The 14,993-nt window shown below is 73.2% G+C and carries 16 protein-coding genes, 1 tRNA gene and 1 pseudogene; 6 read left to right on the top strand and 12 right to left on the bottom strand.

Annotated features, from left to right (window positions below):
* Positions 1-2: 2 nt before the first annotated feature.
* The 8 genes from ABD317_RS00825 to ABD317_RS00790 form a co-directional block, all read right to left on the bottom strand.
* Positions 3-809, bottom strand: coding sequence for a metal ABC transporter substrate-binding protein (locus ABD317_RS00825; RefSeq protein ID WP_344286725.1), 807 nt, complete (start codon positions 807-809; stop codon positions 3-5).
* Positions 767-1,633: a metal ABC transporter permease gene (locus ABD317_RS00820; protein WP_425582238.1), complete on the bottom strand. Its 867-nt coding sequence runs from the start codon at positions 1,631-1,633 to the stop codon at positions 767-769. Before ABD317_RS00820 ends, ABD317_RS00825 begins: the two co-directional genes overlap by 43 nt.
* Positions 1,630-2,244, bottom strand: coding sequence for an ATP-binding cassette domain-containing protein (locus ABD317_RS00815; protein ID WP_344286904.1), 615 nt, complete (start codon positions 2,242-2,244; stop codon positions 1,630-1,632). Before ABD317_RS00815 ends, ABD317_RS00820 begins: the two co-directional genes overlap by 4 nt.
* Positions 2,245-2,376: 132 nt before the next feature.
* Positions 2,377-2,886, bottom strand: a complete 510-nt coding sequence (locus ABD317_RS00810; protein WP_344286723.1) for a copper chaperone PCu(A)C — start codon at positions 2,884-2,886, stop codon at positions 2,377-2,379.
* Positions 2,883-5,171, bottom strand: coding sequence for a heavy metal translocating P-type ATPase (locus tag ABD317_RS00805; RefSeq protein WP_344286721.1), 2,289 nt, complete (start codon positions 5,169-5,171; stop codon positions 2,883-2,885). Before ABD317_RS00805 ends, ABD317_RS00810 begins: the two co-directional genes overlap by 4 nt.
* Entirely contained in the window at positions 5,168-5,386 is a 219-nt protein-coding gene (locus ABD317_RS00800; RefSeq protein WP_344286719.1) for a hypothetical protein, read from the bottom strand. The genes ABD317_RS00805 and ABD317_RS00800 overlap by 4 nt, the downstream gene beginning before the upstream one ends.
* 202 nt (positions 5,387-5,588) lie before the next feature.
* Positions 5,589-6,395, bottom strand: coding sequence for a TauD/TfdA family dioxygenase (locus ABD317_RS00795; RefSeq protein WP_344286717.1), 807 nt, complete (start codon positions 6,393-6,395; stop codon positions 5,589-5,591).
* A 10-nt stretch (positions 6,396-6,405) separates the two neighbouring features.
* Positions 6,406-7,659: an MFS transporter gene (locus ABD317_RS00790; protein ID WP_344286715.1), complete on the bottom strand. Its 1,254-nt coding sequence runs from the start codon at positions 7,657-7,659 to the stop codon at positions 6,406-6,408.
* 150 nt (positions 7,660-7,809) lie between these two features.
* Between ABD317_RS00790 and ABD317_RS00785 the strand changes: the two genes are divergently transcribed.
* The 3 genes from ABD317_RS00785 to ABD317_RS00775 are packed head-to-tail and all read left to right on the top strand — an operon-like array spanning position 7,810 to position 10,767.
* Positions 7,810-8,820, top strand: coding sequence for an ABC transporter substrate-binding protein (locus ABD317_RS00785; RefSeq protein ID WP_344286713.1), 1,011 nt, complete (start codon positions 7,810-7,812; stop codon positions 8,818-8,820).
* A complete protein-coding gene (locus ABD317_RS00780; protein ID WP_344286711.1) occupies positions 8,810-9,946 on the top strand; it encodes a FecCD family ABC transporter permease in 1,137 nt (378 codons plus the stop codon). The genes ABD317_RS00785 and ABD317_RS00780 overlap by 11 nt, the downstream gene beginning before the upstream one ends.
* Positions 9,943-10,767: an ABC transporter ATP-binding protein gene (locus ABD317_RS00775; RefSeq protein WP_344286709.1), complete on the top strand. Its 825-nt coding sequence runs from the start codon at positions 9,943-9,945 to the stop codon at positions 10,765-10,767. The genes ABD317_RS00780 and ABD317_RS00775 overlap by 4 nt, the downstream gene beginning before the upstream one ends.
* A 443-nt stretch (positions 10,768-11,210) precedes the next feature.
* Here the strand turns inward: ABD317_RS00775 and ABD317_RS37660 are convergent.
* Positions 11,211-11,342: pseudogene (locus tag ABD317_RS37660) on the bottom strand (ABC transporter substrate-binding protein); the annotation flags it as partial.
* Positions 11,343-11,852: 510 nt separating this feature from the next.
* On the opposite strand from ABD317_RS37660, the gene ABD317_RS00760 reads away from it, so the two are divergent.
* Positions 11,853-12,191 carry a hypothetical protein gene (locus ABD317_RS00760; protein ID WP_344286707.1) on the top strand — a complete coding sequence of 113 codons (339 nt, stop codon included), beginning with the start codon at positions 11,853-11,855 and terminating at the stop codon, positions 12,189-12,191.
* 151 nt (positions 12,192-12,342) lie between these two features.
* Here ABD317_RS00760 and ABD317_RS00755 read toward each other — a convergent pair whose 3' ends face one another.
* Positions 12,343-12,735 (bottom strand): transposase, encoded by a 393-nt coding sequence (locus ABD317_RS00755; RefSeq protein WP_344286705.1) that lies wholly within the window; start codon positions 12,733-12,735, stop codon positions 12,343-12,345.
* A gap of 245 nt (positions 12,736-12,980) precedes the next feature.
* Here ABD317_RS00755 and ABD317_RS00750 point away from each other — a divergent pair, with 245 nt between their 5' ends.
* Together ABD317_RS00750 and ABD317_RS00745 are read left to right on the top strand one after the other, a co-directional pair.
* Positions 12,981-13,193: a hypothetical protein gene (locus tag ABD317_RS00750; protein WP_344286703.1), complete on the top strand. Its 213-nt coding sequence runs from the start codon at positions 12,981-12,983 to the stop codon at positions 13,191-13,193.
* 209 nt (positions 13,194-13,402) lie between these two features.
* The gene (locus tag ABD317_RS00745) at positions 13,403-13,750 is read left to right on the top strand and encodes a hypothetical protein (protein ID WP_344286902.1); all 348 of its coding nucleotides are present in this window, start codon (positions 13,403-13,405) and stop codon (positions 13,748-13,750) included.
* A 54-nt stretch (positions 13,751-13,804) separates the two neighbouring features.
* Here the strand turns inward: ABD317_RS00745 and ABD317_RS00740 are convergent.
* Both ABD317_RS00740 and ABD317_RS00735 read right to left on the bottom strand, forming a co-directional pair.
* Positions 13,805-13,888 (bottom strand) — tRNA-Leu (locus ABD317_RS00740).
* A gap of 176 nt (positions 13,889-14,064) precedes the next feature.
* On the bottom strand, positions 14,065-14,993 hold a 929-nt coding region (locus ABD317_RS00735), incomplete at its 5' end, for a sugar phosphate isomerase/epimerase family protein (protein ID WP_344286701.1).

The raw sequence follows: 14,993 nt of genomic DNA, 5'->3' as shown, positions 1-14,993 counted from the left end.
TGTCACCGCGCGCCCAGCGCCGTCTCCATCTCCGCCGCGGCGTCGCGGTACACGGCCAGCAGGTCCAGGTCCTCGCCCGGATAGTTGACGATCTTCACCTGGTCCGCGCCCGAGTCCGGGAGGACGGTTCCGGTCGACATATGGGCGTTGTCGAGCACCAGATCCGGCTTCTTCGCCGACAGATCGGACACCTCCTGCGCCGTCACGGGATCGGGCCCGTACGTGCCGAGCATCCGCACGCCCGCCATCTTGCCCGCCCAGGCGGTGAAGACCTGCGCGACCGCCGCGGGGGCTTCGCCGCCGGGCCGGGCCTCCTTCAGACCGGCGCTCAGCTCGGCGTACTCGGCGTCGAAGGTCTTCGTCCACTTCGTCGCGGCCTTCTCGGTGCCGAACATCCGACCCAGCCGCGCCACCTCGGTCTTCACCGTGCCGGCGTCGTTGTCGAGGGCGACCTCGACCAGCTCCGCGTCGGACCCGGCGGCCTCCTTGATCTGCTCGGCGTACGGCTCGAACGGCGCGTAGAGCACGAAGTCGGCCTCGGCCACGACGGCGAGGTCGGACGGCTTGGGTTCGTAGTCGGGGGCGTGCTGCACCGAGGGCGGCACCAGGACCTGCACGTCCTCGGCGCCCGCGGCCGTGGCGAAGCCGCCTTCCCAGGCGGTGGTGACGACGATCGACGGCCCCCCGGTCCCGCTCCCGGAGCTGTCGGAGCCGGAGTCGTCGTCACCACAGCCGGTCGCGGTGAGGGCGAGACCTGCGCAGAGGGTCAGTGCGAGGAAGGGGGTGCGAGGGACGCGGGTGCGCGCCATGCGTGTGTTCTCCGTTCCGGAATGACGTGGACGGCCAGGACCACGGCCCCGGCGACGAGGACGAGGACGGGGCCCGGCGGAAGGTCGAAGGCGAGGGCGAGCAGGAAACCCGCGGTGTTGACGGATATCCCGATGACCACCGCCCAGACGGTGATGGACGTCAGCGACGTCCCGATCCGGCGGGCGGCCAGTGCGGGCAGCAGGGTCAGCGCGTCGACGAGCAGCGCACCGGTCAGCTTGATCGCCCCGGCGACCGACACCGCGACCAGCACGAGCAGAAACAGGGTCAGCCGCTCGACCCGTACCCCGGAGGCGAGCGCCAGCTCGCGGTCGTACAGCAGCAGCGCCAGGTCGCGGCGCCGCCACCAGAACAGCGCGGGCACCACGACGGCCAGGGCGCCGAGGAGCCACAGATCGGCGGTCTCCACCGACAGGATCGAGCCCCACAGCAGCGCGAACGCGCCGGACGCGTTGACGCCGGCAACCGACAGCGTCAGCAGCGCCGCCGCGATGGCCAAGCTCATCAGCAGCCCCATCGCCCCCGAGAGTCCGTCTGGGCTGCGGGCCATCGGCGCCACGCCGGCACCCGCCAGCGCGCACGCGACCAGCGCGCACAGCATCGGATCGAGACCGGTCCACAGCCCGACCGCGATGCCCAGCAGCGCGACGTGCATCATCGCGAACCGCACCGGCATGATGTCGAGCCCGACGATCACCACGCCGATCACGGGAAGGCCGGCGGAGGCCAGCAGCAGGCCCGCGCCCGCCCGCTGCACGGGCGCCAGCTGCAGCAGCTCGCCGACGTCGGCGACGGCCAGGATCACCGGACCTCCCGCAGGCTGCCCGCGGCCATCTCCAGGACCCGGTCGCAGCGGTCCGCCAGTGCACGGTCGTGGGTGACGACGATCGTCGTCACCGGCAGCCCGAGCAGCACGTCCGCGGCCTCCTCCTGCCCGGCGAAGTCGAGCGCGGCGGTGGGCTCGTCGGCGAGGAGGACTCCCGCCCCGGCCGCGGCGCAGCCGATGGCGCGGGCCAGGTACATACGCTGCAACTGGCCGCCGGACAACGTGTCGACGGGACGGCAGGCGAGTTCCCCGACCCCCAGCTCCGCCGCCGCCTTGGCCGCTTCCGCGGGGGCGCCCCCGCTGGCCAGCAGCTCCCGGGCCGGCAGCGGGAAGCGGCCCGTGGCCGGCTTCTGCGGGATCCACGCGCACGCCCGCCGCCGCCATGCCCACCCGGCCGCGGTGCCGGCCTCCCGGCCGCCGACGAGGATCCGGCCGCGCGCCTGGCGGTGCAGCCCGAGCACGGCCCGTAGCAGCGTGGTCTTGCCCGACCCGTTGGTGCCGGTCAGCGCAACCCGCTCGCCGGCCGCCACGTCGAGGTCGACGTCCCGCACGGCCTCGACGCGGCCGTGCCGGCAGCCGACCCCGCGCATGCGCACCTCCAACCCGCCGCCCACACCGCCTCCTCGCCGCGACTCGTCGTCACCGCTCCTCGAAGAGAAGTCGGAGGAGCCGGGCGGTGGGTTCCCGGCGGATCGCTCTGGAGCGACGAGTGCCGTGTCCCCTCAGCGGGCACCGGGGCGGACGACGACCGCCTCCGTCCCGACGCTCCCGCTGTGCTCGAAGTGCAAGGTGAACGGCACCGTATCGCCCGGTTTCCAGCCGTTCGGGGCGGTCAGCAACACCCGCACGTTGTGCGGGTCCATGTCCAGGCTGGTCCGAGCCGGGATGGCGGCCGAGCTGACGACCTCGGTGTACGCCGCCCCGCCCCCGGCCGTGGCCCGGTGCCGGCCGAGCCGGGTGCCGTTCTCGCCGGCGGCCGGCGAGGTGACCGAGAGGAGCCGGTCGTCCACGTCGCCCGTGTTGGGGATCAGGAAGAAGGCGGAGGTGTTGCGTTGCTCCCCGTACGGCAGGAGCACGTACCCCACGACCTCTCCGATCCGGGGCGGCACGCCGGCGTTGCCCGTGGCGGCCCAGGCGGACAGGCCCGCCAGTGCGACCGCGCTCGCCACCACCGGTGCGAGTACGGCGCGCAACGCCTCGCGGAAACGCCTTCGCCGGTCAGGTCGGGTCACGGCTTCCTCCCTGCAACGCGCCGCATGTCCGCCGACGTTCCGTTCCTCTGCGCCTTGCCGGACAGCCGCACGGTACGCAGGCGCAGGCTGTTGCCGACGACCAGCAGCGAACTCGCCGACATCGCGGCGGCGGCCAGCATGGGGGTGAGCAGGCCGACGGCGGCCAGCGGCACGGTGACCGCGTTGTAGCCGAAGGCCCACAGCAGGTTGGCCCGGATCGTGCCCCTCGTGCGGCGGGCCAGCCGCACCGCGTCCGCCACCGCGTCGATGTCATGGCGTACCAAGGTCACATCGGCGGCCTCGGCCGCGACATCGGTGCCGCTGCCCAGGGCGATGCCCAGCTCTGCGACCGAGAGCGCCGCGGCGTCGTTGACGCCGTCGCCGACCACCGCGACCCGGTGTCCCTCCGCGCGCAGCCGTCGTACGAGCCCAGCCTTGTCCTCCGGTGTGCAGCGGGCGTGCGTCTCCGCGATCCGCAGCTCGGCGGCGACCGCGCGGACCGGCGCCTCGCGGTCGCCGCTGGCCAGCACCGGCCGTACCCCGAGGCGGCGGAGGCGGTCGACGGCCCGGTAGCTGCCCGGTCGCAGCACGTCGCCGACCTCGATCACCGCCTCGGCCACGCCGTCCACCGCCACCTCGACGGTGGTGCGCCCGGCTGCCTCGGCCTCAGCGAGCGCGTGTGCCAGGGCGTCGGGCAACGTCTCCCCGGGGGTACGGACCTCCACCCGCCGGCCGTCGGCGTACCCGCTGACGCCCCGCCCCGCCGTGGCGCGGAACTCGCGTACCTCCGGCAGCGCCTGCCCGGACTGTACGCGCCGCGCGTGGTCCGCGACGGCCCGCCCGACCGGATGCTCCGAACCCTGCTCCACCCCGCCCGCCAGCCGCAGCACCTCCGCCTCGCCCGGGCCCTCCGGCCGCGCGGTGACCCGGACGACGTGCATGCGGCCGGTGGTCAGCGTGCCGGTCTTGTCCAGCACGACGGTGTCGACGCCGTGCAGGGTCTCCAGAGCGCGGGCGCCGCGGACCAGGACCCCGGCTCCGGCGCCGCGGCCGGTGGCGGCCATCAGCGCGGTGGGGGTGGCGAGGCCGAGCGCGCACGGGCACGCCACCACCAGGACGGCGACGCACGCGGTGACCGCGCCCTGCGAGTCCGCCCCCGCACCGGTCCAGAAGCCGAGGACGACGGCGGCCACGGCGAGCACCGCGGGCACGAACACACCGGCCACGCTGTCGGCGAGCCGCTGGACGCGCGCCTTGCCGGCCTGTGCCTCGGCGACCATCCGGGCGATACGGGCCAGTCGGGTACCGGCCCCGACGGCGGTGGCCCGTACGACCAGCAGTCCGCCGGCGTTGACCGCGCCACCCGTCACCTCCGCGCCCGGCCGCACCTCCACCGGCTCGCTCTCACCGGTGACCAGCGAGAGGTCCACGGCGGAGCTGCCCTCCACCACGACGCCGTCGGTGGCGATCCGCTCCCCGGGCCGTACGAGGAAGTGCTGCCCGACCCGCAACTCCTCGACGGCGATGCGGCGTTCCGCCCCGTCCTCGCGTACGACCACGTCCCTGACCCGGAGCCGGGCGAGCCCCCGCAGCGCCGCACCGGTGGCGCGCCGGCCCCGCGCCTCCAGGAACCGCCCCGCCAGGACGAACAGCGGCACCCCGGCCGCCGCCTCCAGGTACACGTGCGCGGGCCCGTGTCCGGCGTCCGGCACCAGGCTGAAGGCCATCCGCATGTCCGGCTCGCCCGCGCCCCCGAGGAACAGCGCGTACGCCGACCAGGAGAACGAGGCCGCCACGCCCAGCGAGACCAGCGTGTCCATGGTGGACGCACCGTGCCGCAGCCCGCGCAGCGCGCGGCTGTGGAACGGCCACGCCGACCAGACCGCCACCGGGGCGGCAAGCGCGAAACACAGCCACTGCCAGTTGCGGAACTGCAGCGCCGGGACCATCGACAGCACCAGCACGGGCACCGCGAGCAGCGCGGTGACCACCAGCCGGTCGCGCTCACGCCGTACGGGGTCGTCCGGGTCACCGCTTTTCGCGGGGCGTTCCGGCGCGGGCAGCGCGGCGGCGTAACCGGCCTGCCGCACGGCGTCGATGAGCGCGTCGGCAGTCACGCCGGGCGGATGGCTCACCCGGGCCCGGCCGGTGGCGAGATTGACGGTCGCACTCACGCCGTCGAGTCGGCCGAGCCGCTTTTCGACCCGGCGTACACAGGCGGCGCAGGTCATGCCTTCCACCGCCAGGTCGGTGGTGACCCCGGGCCGCGAGGCGGTCTCGGTCATCGCCCGTGCGTCCCGTGCGAGTCGCCGCCGGGGGCGTCGCCGACGCTGGACTCCGGATCGGAGCCCCGCATGTCGGGAGCGACGGGGCCCACGGCCGAGCCCACCCCGTAGGCGACGGCGAACACCACCGCGAGCACCAACAGGAACCCGAAGAACCGCGGCGGCGGCAACGCACTCCGCAGCGCCGTGCCTGCTCGACCGAACTGCTCGTTCACTGTCGTCCCGGTCCTCTCGCCGTCGGGATCCGTACCGAACGACCGGGGGGGAGGCGGGGCCGTCCGCTTCAGTGGTCGGGGCGGCCGACCGCGGAGTTCCCTCCGTTCGGCCGTCAGTCCGCCACCGTCGGGGCACCTCGGGCTCCCGGCCCTTCCTGCCGGTGCGGACCCCATGCAGGTGCCGGATCGGGTGCGGCCGTGATCAGCGGGCATCGGTGCTGCGCAGGGTGAGGATGCGCACGAGGCGCTCGCCGTGGTGTGCGTCGCGGCCGTGCCAGCAGCGGTAGTTGTCCAGCACGAGGATGTCGCCCTCGTCGAGCCGGAAGCGCGGCAGTGCGGGCTCCAGCTCGTGCACGGCGGCGGTGAACCGGTCGAGCATGGCCGCTACGTGGTCGGCGCGGGGGTCGCGGTGCAGCGGTACGGCGCCGTCCGTGCGGCGGACGATGCGCCGCCCGGCGCGGGTGTGTTCGACGTGCCGGGCGACGCGCGGGGTGGCGGGCAGGCCGCGCAGACCTGCCCAGGCCCCGTAGAGGTCCACGTCGGCGGCGGTGAGGAAGTCGTGCAGCTCAGGGGCGGTGGTGGCGAGGTCGTCCACGAAACGGCAGGCGTCGGCGGCGAAGGAGTCCCCGCCGCGGGGTGCCGGGCGCAGGCACTGGACGAGGACGTAGTCCTCGTCGGGATCGCGCCATCTGCGCTGGACGCCGCCGATGTCCACGACGAGGTCGAAGCTGTCGGCGTGCAGGTGCACGGGGCCGGCGTCGCGCGAGGGCCGCTCGCGCAGCGGGAACAGCTCGCGCAACCGGCCGCCGAGGAGGTGCGCGGCGGCAACGACGAGGGCGTCGGCTGTCGTGTCGTGGCCGGTGAGGACGACGGCGCCGTGCCGGTCGAGCAGGGCGCGGGCCAGGTGCCGCTCCTCGGGGCCGACGCGGGCGGGGACGACGCCGCACCCGCCGGAGTCGCCGGCGGCGCGCACGGCGGCCGGCTGGTAGAGAGGGAGATCGTGGCTCATGTGTGCGGGCTCACAGCGGGTTGTCGGTGGCGCGGGCGAAGTGGCGGGCGGTGGGGGTCAGCGCGGCGGCGGCGGGAGCGACGAAGCAGATCAGCGCACAGATGCCGAGGACCGGGCGGAGGCCGAAGGCGTCGATGGCCGGTGCGATGAGCGCCAGGCCGACGGGGGCCAGGCCGTAGGAGAGCAGGAAGTCCAGCGAGGAGACGCGGGCCAGCTTGTCCGGGGCGACCTCGCGCTGGGTGGCGGTGAACCAGGGCACGTTGAACAGCTCGATGCCGAGCCCGGCGACCACGTAGGCGGCGACCACCACCGCGGGGTGGACGGGAAGCATCAGGCTCAGCGGCGCGAAACCGTAGCCGGCCAGTGCGGCCAGGGCGGCCCAGCCCTGGGCGCGCGGCCGCCAGCGGGCGATGACCAGCGCCCCGGCCAGGGCGCCGGCGGTGTACGCGGTCAGCGCCGCGGCGAGCACCGCCTCGGTGTCGTAGCGGTCCCGGCTGACCAGAGGCAGGGCGACGCCGGTGGCGGAGTAGCCGGCGAAGATGACCGCGGTCAGCGCGCCGAGACCGGCGACGAACCACGGGTGGCGGCGCGCTTCGCGTGCGCCGTCCGCGAACTCGGCGCGAAACGAGGCGCGCGGGGGCGCCGCAGGGGGTGCGCTCCGAGTGCCCCGGCCGGGTACCAGTGCGGCTGCCAGCCAGAGCAGCCCGATGCCCAGCAGCAGACCCCGGACGTGCAGGAGTACGGCGAGCAGGGCGGCCAGCGTGGGCCCGGTCAGGGTGGTGACCCGGACCGCCAGCGTCATGGCGGCGTTGGCCTGCTGCCTGCGGTCCGCGTCGACGACCTCGGCGACCATCGCCTGGAACGCCGGCCGGCAGGCGCCTTGTCCGGCCCCGGCCAGCGCGGCGGCCGTAGCCGTCAGCGCCACCGACCGGCCGAGTCCGGCGGCCAGCAGCGGCGCGGACGCGGCGGCTGCCATGCCCGACCAGAACACCACGGCGCGGCGGGAGTGCCGGTCGGCCAGCACCCCGCCGACCGGCACCGCGGCGAGGAAGCCGACCGTGCGTGCGGCCAGCAGCAGACCCAGCTCCGCGACGGGTAGGGTCCGCTCCAGCGCCGCCAGGCCGAGCACGAACGGCAGCGCCCAGGTGGCCAGGCCCGACGCCGTGGTCCCGCACCACAGCCGCAGGAACGCCACGTCCCGCACGACGGACCGCTTCGGCGACGGGCTGGTCGCGGTAGGGAGGGGCGCGGGCGAGGTCGGCACGGTGCGTGCTCCTGTCATTCCGTCGGGGTCTCACGACGTCCGCGACTCTGCTAATTTCTGAAAATCATTATCGTTATATTGTGTGGCGAACTCTACTGCATGAAAGATGCTATTGCTTCTTCATTGCAACAAGCCCACACCGGAGGACCCATGCGCCACCCTGCCCGCTTCACCGGCGTCGCCGTAGCCCTCGCCGTCGTCGCGGCGGCCTGCTCATCGCCGGATGACTCCGCCGCCACGGACGACGGCGGAGGGCAGGCGGCGACGGTGGCCAGCTGCGGCCGGAAGCTCTCCTTCGACGAGCCGCCGCAGCGGGCGGTCACCCTCGATCAGTCCTCCACGGAGACGCTGTTGGCGCTCGGGCTCGCCGACCGCATGGCCGGCACCTCCAACCTCAAGACGAAGGTCGCCGGGAAGTACGCGGACGCCTACGGCGAGGTGCCGGTGCTCAGCCCGAAGATCCTCACCGGCGAGCGGCTGCGGGAGGCCGCCCCGGACGTGGTCGTGTCCTCCTTCACCGACCTGTTCACCAAGGACCAGGTCGGCACCCGCGAGGAGTTGGGCGAGCTCGGCCTTCCCTCCTACGTCAGCGCGGTGGACTGCCCGCAGCACCACGACCCCGGCAAGACCCCCTTCGACCTCCTCTTCGACGACTACGAGAACCTCGGCAGGATCTTCGGTGCCGAGAAGCGCGCCGAGCAGCTCGCCGCCGAGCAGCGGGCCGCCGTGGAGCAGGCCACCGAGACCGCCGAGAAGGTCACAGAGAAGCCGACCGTGGTCTGGCTGTACTCCGTCTACAAGGGCCTGCCCTACGTGGCCGGCGAGAGCGGCATGCCCAGCGAGATGAGCAGGCTCGTCGGGGCGCAGAACGCCTTCGACGACGTCGACGAGGACTGGCCGGAGGTCTCCTGGGAGGCGATCGCCGAGAAGGACCCCGACGTCATCGTGGTCGGCGACCTGTCCGAGCGCGGCGCACCGGGCGACAGCGCCGAGGAGAAACTGGACATGATCCGCAAGGACCCGCTGACGTCCAAGCTGACCGCGGTCACCGAGAACCGCATCATCGAGGTCCCCGGCATCGAGATGGACCCCTCGGTGCGCACCGTGAACACGCTGCGCCTGCTGACGAAAGGGCTGAAGGACCTGGGATATGTCAGCTGAGCCCGCGGCCGCCGCCGGCCGGAGGGATCTGCTGCACCCCTCGGCCCGCCGGACGCCGCCGGCGGCGCAGACCGCTCCGGAAGCCGCGCCGGACAAGACACCGGCGTCCCGCCCCTCGGCGCTGTCGTTCGCTTCGCTGCTCCTGCTCGGCACGGCGGCCCTGGTCGCCTCCGTGGCGGTGTCGGTGCGCATCGGGGTCGCGGACGTCGGCTACGCGGACCTGTGGCACGTGATCGGCTCGCGCCTGGGTCTGGACGTCGAGCCGCTGCCGCGCCTGACCGATTCGCTGATCTGGGACCTGCGCTTCCCGCGCGTGCTGCTGGCGGCCCTGGTCGGGGCCGGGCTGGCGGTGTGCGGCGCCGCCCTGCAGGCCGTCACCCGCAACCCGCTGGCCGACCCCTATCTGCTCGGGATCTCCTCCGGTGCCTCGACCGGTGCCGTGGTGGTGGTCGTCCTCGGTCTGGGGATGGGCTCGCTGGGCGTCACCGGCGGGGCGTTCGTCGGCGCCCTGGTCTCGTTCGGCCTGCTGATGCTGCTGCTGCGGCGTACGGGACTGGACTCGGCGCGGGTCGTGCTCACCGGCGTGGTGGTGGCAGAGCTGTTCACCGCGCTGACCTACCTGATCATGATGGCCTCCGGCGACGCGGACGTCACCCGGGCGATCCTGCAGTGGCTGCTGGGGTCCATGGCGTCCGCCCGCTGGAACGCCGTCGCCGTCTGCTCGGTGGTGACGGCGGTCGGTCTCGTGGTGCTCTGGCTCTACGCAGGCGCGCTCGACGCCTTCGGCTTCGGCGCCGACACCGCCGCCTCCCTGGGCATCGCCGTCCGCAGGACCCGTACCGTCCTGCTCGTCACGGCCTCGCTGATGACGGCGGTGGCGGTCGCCTCCGTCGGCGCGATCGCCTTCGTCGGGCTGATCGTGCCGCACGGCGTACGGTTCCTCGTCGGCCCGCTCCACCGGGTACTGCTGCCGTTCTCGGCGCTGGCCGGAGCGGTGTTCCTGATCTGGACCGACGCGCTCGCCCGCGTCGCCTTCGACCCGCAGGAGGTCCCTGTCGGCGTCTTCACCGCGCTGCTCGGCGTCCCGCTCTTCCTGCTGATCATGCGCAGGCGAGGTGAGCTGTGAGGATCACCGCCGAGCACCTGAGCTGGTCCGCCTCCGGCACGACCATCGTCGACGACGTCAGCCTCGACATCGCCCCCGGCGAAACGGCCGGGCTGATCGGGCCCAACGGCTCCGGCAAGTCCTCCCTGCTGCGCTGCCTGGCCGGCCTGCGCACCCCCACGACCGGCACGGTGCGTTACGACGGCCAGGACATCGCCGGCTGGAGCCCGCGCCGTATCGCCCGCCACCTCGCCTTCGCCGAGCAGACCACCGGCACCGACAGCGACCTGCGGGTCACCGACGTCGTCGGCCTCGGCCGCACCCCGTTCCGCGACCGGTGGCGAGGTCCGGACGCGGCCGACCGCGCCGTGGTCGACGCCGCCCTGGACCGCCTCGGCCTCGCCGACCTGGCCGACCGCACCTGGAAGACCCTCTCCGGCGGCGAACGGCAGCGCGCCCACATCGCCCGCGCCCTGGCCCAGCAGCCCTACGCCCTCCTCCTCGACGAGCCGACCAACCACCTCGACGTCAAACACCAGCTGGAACTCATGGAACTGCTCACCGCCACCGACCAGACCGTGCTGGTCGCCCTGCACGACCTGTCCCTGGCCGCCCGCTACTGCGACCGCCTGCTCCTCATGCACCACGGCCGCCTCGTCGCCACCGGCCCGCCCACCGACGTCCTGACCCCGGACCGGCTGGCGGACGTCTTCGAGGTCGACGCCGAAATCAGCCACGACAGCCTCGGCAACCTCACCGTCGCCTACCGCGGCCCGGCCCCGCCGGCCGACCGGGCCGGCCCCGGTCCTGCTTCTCATGCCGACTACTCCGGCTGCGGCTGACTCGGGAAAGTGCTGCGAGGGGCCCAACCTCCCCTGTCCGGAGGTGCGATGTCCACCACCGTAAACCACGTCTTCCTCGTCTCCGGTGCCGCCACCGCGCCCGGACCGGCCGCTGCCCGGGCGCTCGCCAAGCCGGTCACCCTCTCCAAGGGGCACGTCGACGTCGCCTGCGAGTCGGGCGCACTCGAACCGGTCCGCACGACGAGACCACCGGCGCCCCGGTCGACCGCGACCCGGCCGAGGTCCCCCCTGCACGTCAAGCCGGAGGCCGGCGACGGGCTGCCCGATTCCGTCGCCGTCACCGCGGGCGCTCACCACCACACGAACCGGGCCTTCGAGGCGGAGGGGGCTACACCCTCACCTTCCTGGCCGGCGGCACGCCGACTCACCCGCGCCGCCGTACGCAGCCGCGGCCGTCTCTGGCCCGCCGACCGCCCGGACACGGTGATACCGCGCTCGTCGCTGAAGCCGGAGTTCCAGCCGGCGACGACGAAGCCGGACTTCGCCTCCACGACGAGCTCCTTGTTGACCAGGTCGTCGCCGAGCATTTTCACCTTCGCGTACTCCGAAGCCCACCCCCCGAGCAGCAGCGCGGACACCAGGGCCAGGCCGAACGTCGCGCGAGGCCGGAGCGGGAGGGGCACGGGCAGGACGGTATGCCGCCTTTCACAGCCGAAGGGTTGAGCGAGTAGAGCAGTTGCGGAGCACCCGTCACCGGGTGCGGGACAACGCTGGCGGCGACGCCGAAGACGGCCTCGGCCAACTCCGCGGTGAGCACCTCCGCGGTCGGCCCTGCGGCCACCGGCCGCCCGTGGGAGAGCACGCCGATCCGGTCGCAGGCCAGGGCGGCGAGGTTAACCGACCCGTGAGCGCGTTTGCGGAGAATGACACCTCACCGCATGGTGCGATCGGCAAACTCACCGGATATCACGTAGAGACCGGAGCACAGGGCTGGGGATTCTCCTTCTGGGTCGCTCCCGTGACCTTTCTCGGTCTCGTCGGCCATCAAGGCAGCGATACCGGACCCTCCACCACCGAGAGGAGCCTCGCACGTGTCTCGATGTCTGCAGCGAAGCCTGATCAGCATGCTCGCCCTGGGTGGCGCGCTGCTGACCTTGGCCGCACCCGCCGACGCCACGGCCCGCGCCTCTGCGGAGGCCCGATCTGCTGCTTGGGCTCAAAGCGCACCGCGCGCGCAGGCGCTGCCGCCGCCGCATGAGCCGGACCGGGGATCGTGCACAGCAACGCGTAGCGGTCAGAAGATCCAGATGGACTGCATCATCAAGAAGCCGGACACCACGCTGTGGGTCGCCTGTTCGGGTGGATTCGTCGAGATCCGCCATCGCAATCCGCCCGGGTTCACCGCGTCGGGTACCTGCCCCCAGTACGGCGGCTACGCGTTGACCTTCACCTCCCCGGACTGAACCCCTTCCTACGACCGGGCGTCTCTCATGTCGTATGAACGACGTGGGGGACGTCCGGTGGGGGTCACATCCTGCGTCCCGTTTCCCGTTCAAAGGCACGCCTGTCAACGGACTTGTCGTGCTGGCTCTTCGGCACTTTCCGTGAAGTCGCTCAGGTGGCGAGGAGTATGCGGCGTCGGAGGAGGTCGAAGCCGGCCCGGCCGCATGACTGGCGTTTGAGTAGCTTGATGCGCGTGACGGCGCCTTCGACAGGGCCGGAGTTCCAGTGCTGGGAGAGGCCGGCGGTGACAGCGGCGAGGTCCTTGCGCAGGCCGCTTGTGAAGGCGTGGAGTTCCTTGATCTCGGACTGCTCGGCCTGGGCGAGCCATGCGGCTAGGGGCCCTGTGAAGGCCGGCATCTCGCGGTAGTTCTTGAGGACGAAGGCGCGGAAGTCCTGGTCCAGGTCGTAGGTCGCTTGCGGGTCGTAGGCACACAGCGCGGCGCTGACCAAGCTGGTGCGCGCGTCCTCCGGGACACCTTCATTGCTGACCAGGTAGGTGAACACGTCACGCCACCGGTGCTCGGTTAGGCGTGCAGCTTGTCCAAGCGGGAGATCGCCCGCGCCCGCCTCCGTGCCCGGACCGCCATGACCGTCCAGGCCCGCGAACAGGGACGCTACCTCGGCGGCCGGCCACCTTACGGCTACCGGCTCGTCGATGCCGGCCCGCACCCGAACCGCGCCTGGGCTCGCCGCGGCGCCCGCGCCAACGCTGGGAGGCCGACCCCACCACCGCGCCGATCGTCTCCTGGATGTTCGCCCAACGCCGCGCGGGCAAGACCGTGGCGCGTATCGCCCGCGCTCTGAACGATGCGGCGGTGCCGTGTCCGTCGGCGGCAGACCCGGACCGCAACTCGCACCGCAGCGGCGGCCGCTGGACGCTGACCTCGGTCGGCGCGATCCTGGCCAACCCCCCTACACCGGCCGCCAGGTCTGGAACCGCCAGCGCACCGACCAGGAACTGATCGACCCGGCCAACACCGCCCTCGGCCACCGCGGCATCGCCCGCTGGAACCCGCCGCAGGACTGGATCATCTCCCGCCAGCAGGCACATCCGGCCCTGGTCGGCGAGGACGACTTCGTCGCCGTCCAGGGCACGCGCGCCAGGACCACCGCGCCGGGGCGCACCTACCTGCTCGCCGGGCTGCTGCACTGCGGGGTGTGCGGCCGGCGGATGGACTCCTGCTGGCCCCACGACCGCCCGGCCTACCGCTGCCGCAGCAGCGCCACCGGCCCCGGCACCGGCGCCGGGCGGACCCCCAACACCTACGTCCGCGAGGACCGCATCCTGGCCCGTCTGCCCGCCCTGCTGCTTCGCCTCACCGAAGGACGAGCCAGCGGATCCCGAAGCGGCAGCCGCCCGGCTGCGGGCCGGGAACGTGACGCTGACCTACGACTCGGCGGACCAGACCCTGACCGCCGGCACCCCGACAAGAGAAAGGATCCGCATCGGCTGACCAGCGCCCCGCTCCACCACCAGGGACGGGTAAAGAACAGAAAACCCGTTCCTCACTCCAGGTGAGAGCCGGGTGCCAATGACGCCTGCCCCTGAAAATGCGGTCGTGGGGCAATTATGTGTCCGAGGGGGGACTTGAACCCCCACGCCCTTAACGGGCACTAGCACCTCAAGCTAGCGCGTCTGCCATTCCGCCACCCGGACCGGGTTGCCGTGCCGCGGCAGAGGGCCGCGGGGCACCCCCAACGATACCAAGGATTGGCAGGTGACTCGCACCGGTTTCCGGTTACGGACCGTGGCGGCCGGTTCCGGTGTGTGGCCGCCGGGGCCCCGGCCCGTCGGTGGGGCGGCGGGCCGGGGCGGTCGGGGGTGTGGCGGGGTCAGGCGCGGAGGCGGTGGAGGTGGGCGGCGGAGCGGCGGGCCGTGCTGAAGGAGCCGGCCGGGTTCGTGGCGGGGTCCACCGCGTCGTCGCGTTCGACGAGCCAGTTGTGGTATTTGCGGTACCGGCCGCGGGTGACGGTGCCGATGAAGCGCTGGTAGTCGATGTCGCCGTCGCCCACGTCCACCATGTGGTAGCCGTCGCGGGACGCCTCGTCGTGCTCGCCGTCCTTGACGTGGAACAGCGGGAAGCGGCGCGGGTCGGCCGTGACGTAGTCCAGCGGGTCGAACGGCGCCGGGGTGCCGTCCGGGCGGACGCTGAAGCGGTGGACGCCGGTGTAGGCCCAGTAGATGTCCATCTCCAGGAACACCAGGTCCGGGTCCGTCTCGGCGAGCATCAGGTCGTAGATCCGCACCGTCGGGTCGTCGGTGCAGAAGCCGAACTCGTTGCCGTGGTTGTGCTGGTAGAACCGCAGGCCGCGGCGCCGGGCCGCCGCGCCGTAGGCGTTGAACTCGGCCGCGGCCCGCTTGACGCCGTCGACCGTGGTGCCGTAGCGGAACGGGCCGTCCCAGGTGCCGACGTACGGCAGGTCGAGGGCCTCGGCGTCGTCGAGGACCTGCTCCAGGCTGGTGGCGAAGGAGTAGCCCGCCGGGTCGTCGACGTGGTACGAGACGTGGCTGCCGATGGCGCGCAGGCCGTGGTCGCGGGCCAGGCGGCGCAGCCGGGGCAGGGTGATGGGGCCGTTGCCCTGGGTGTAGCCGGCGTATTCGACCTGGTCGTAGCCGTAGTGCTCCAGGGCGTCGAAGACCTTGCCGAAGCCGACCGTGCCGACCTGGTCGCGGAGGGTGTACAGCTGGATGCCGAGGCGGCCCCGCGGCACGGCGGGGCGGCCGTGGCAGCGGTCGCGGCGGCCGTGCGCGGCCGCGTCCG

Origin of the sequence: Streptomyces synnematoformans, from assembly GCF_039531005.1 — a bacterium.
Taxonomy (GTDB): Bacteria; Actinomycetota; Actinomycetes; order Streptomycetales; family Streptomycetaceae; genus Streptomyces; species Streptomyces synnematoformans.
Note: the sequence above shows the minus strand (reverse complement) of the source record. Positions and strands in the feature narration are given on the sequence as shown.

What these genes read in the sequence shown, in the direction of transcription:
- ABD317_RS00825 (WP_344286725.1), bottom strand. Translation starts at nt 809, where the DNA reads ATGGCGCGCACCCGCGTCCCTCGCACCCCCTTCCTCGCACTGACCCTC.
- ABD317_RS00815 (WP_344286904.1), bottom strand. Translation starts at nt 2,244, where the DNA reads ATGCGCGGGGTCGGCTGCCGGCACGGCCGCGTCGAGGCCGTGCGGGAC.
- ABD317_RS00805 (WP_344286721.1), bottom strand. Translation starts at nt 5,171, where the DNA reads ATGACCGAGACCGCCTCGCGGCCCGGGGTCACCACCGACCTGGCGGTG.
- ABD317_RS00795 (WP_344286717.1), bottom strand. Translation starts at nt 6,395, where the DNA reads ATGAGCCACGATCTCCCTCTCTACCAGCCGGCCGCCGTGCGCGCCGCC.
- ABD317_RS00785 (WP_344286713.1), top strand. Translation starts at nt 7,810, where the DNA reads ATGCGCCACCCTGCCCGCTTCACCGGCGTCGCCGTAGCCCTCGCCGTC.
- ABD317_RS00780 (WP_344286711.1), top strand. Translation starts at nt 8,810, where the DNA reads ATGTCAGCTGAGCCCGCGGCCGCCGCCGGCCGGAGGGATCTGCTGCAC.
- ABD317_RS00760 (WP_344286707.1), top strand. Translation starts at nt 11,853, where the DNA reads ATGCTCGCCCTGGGTGGCGCGCTGCTGACCTTGGCCGCACCCGCCGAC.
- ABD317_RS00750 (WP_344286703.1), top strand. Translation starts at nt 12,981, where the DNA reads ATGTTCGCCCAACGCCGCGCGGGCAAGACCGTGGCGCGTATCGCCCGC.
- ABD317_RS00745 (WP_344286902.1), top strand. Translation starts at nt 13,403, where the DNA reads ATGGACTCCTGCTGGCCCCACGACCGCCCGGCCTACCGCTGCCGCAGC.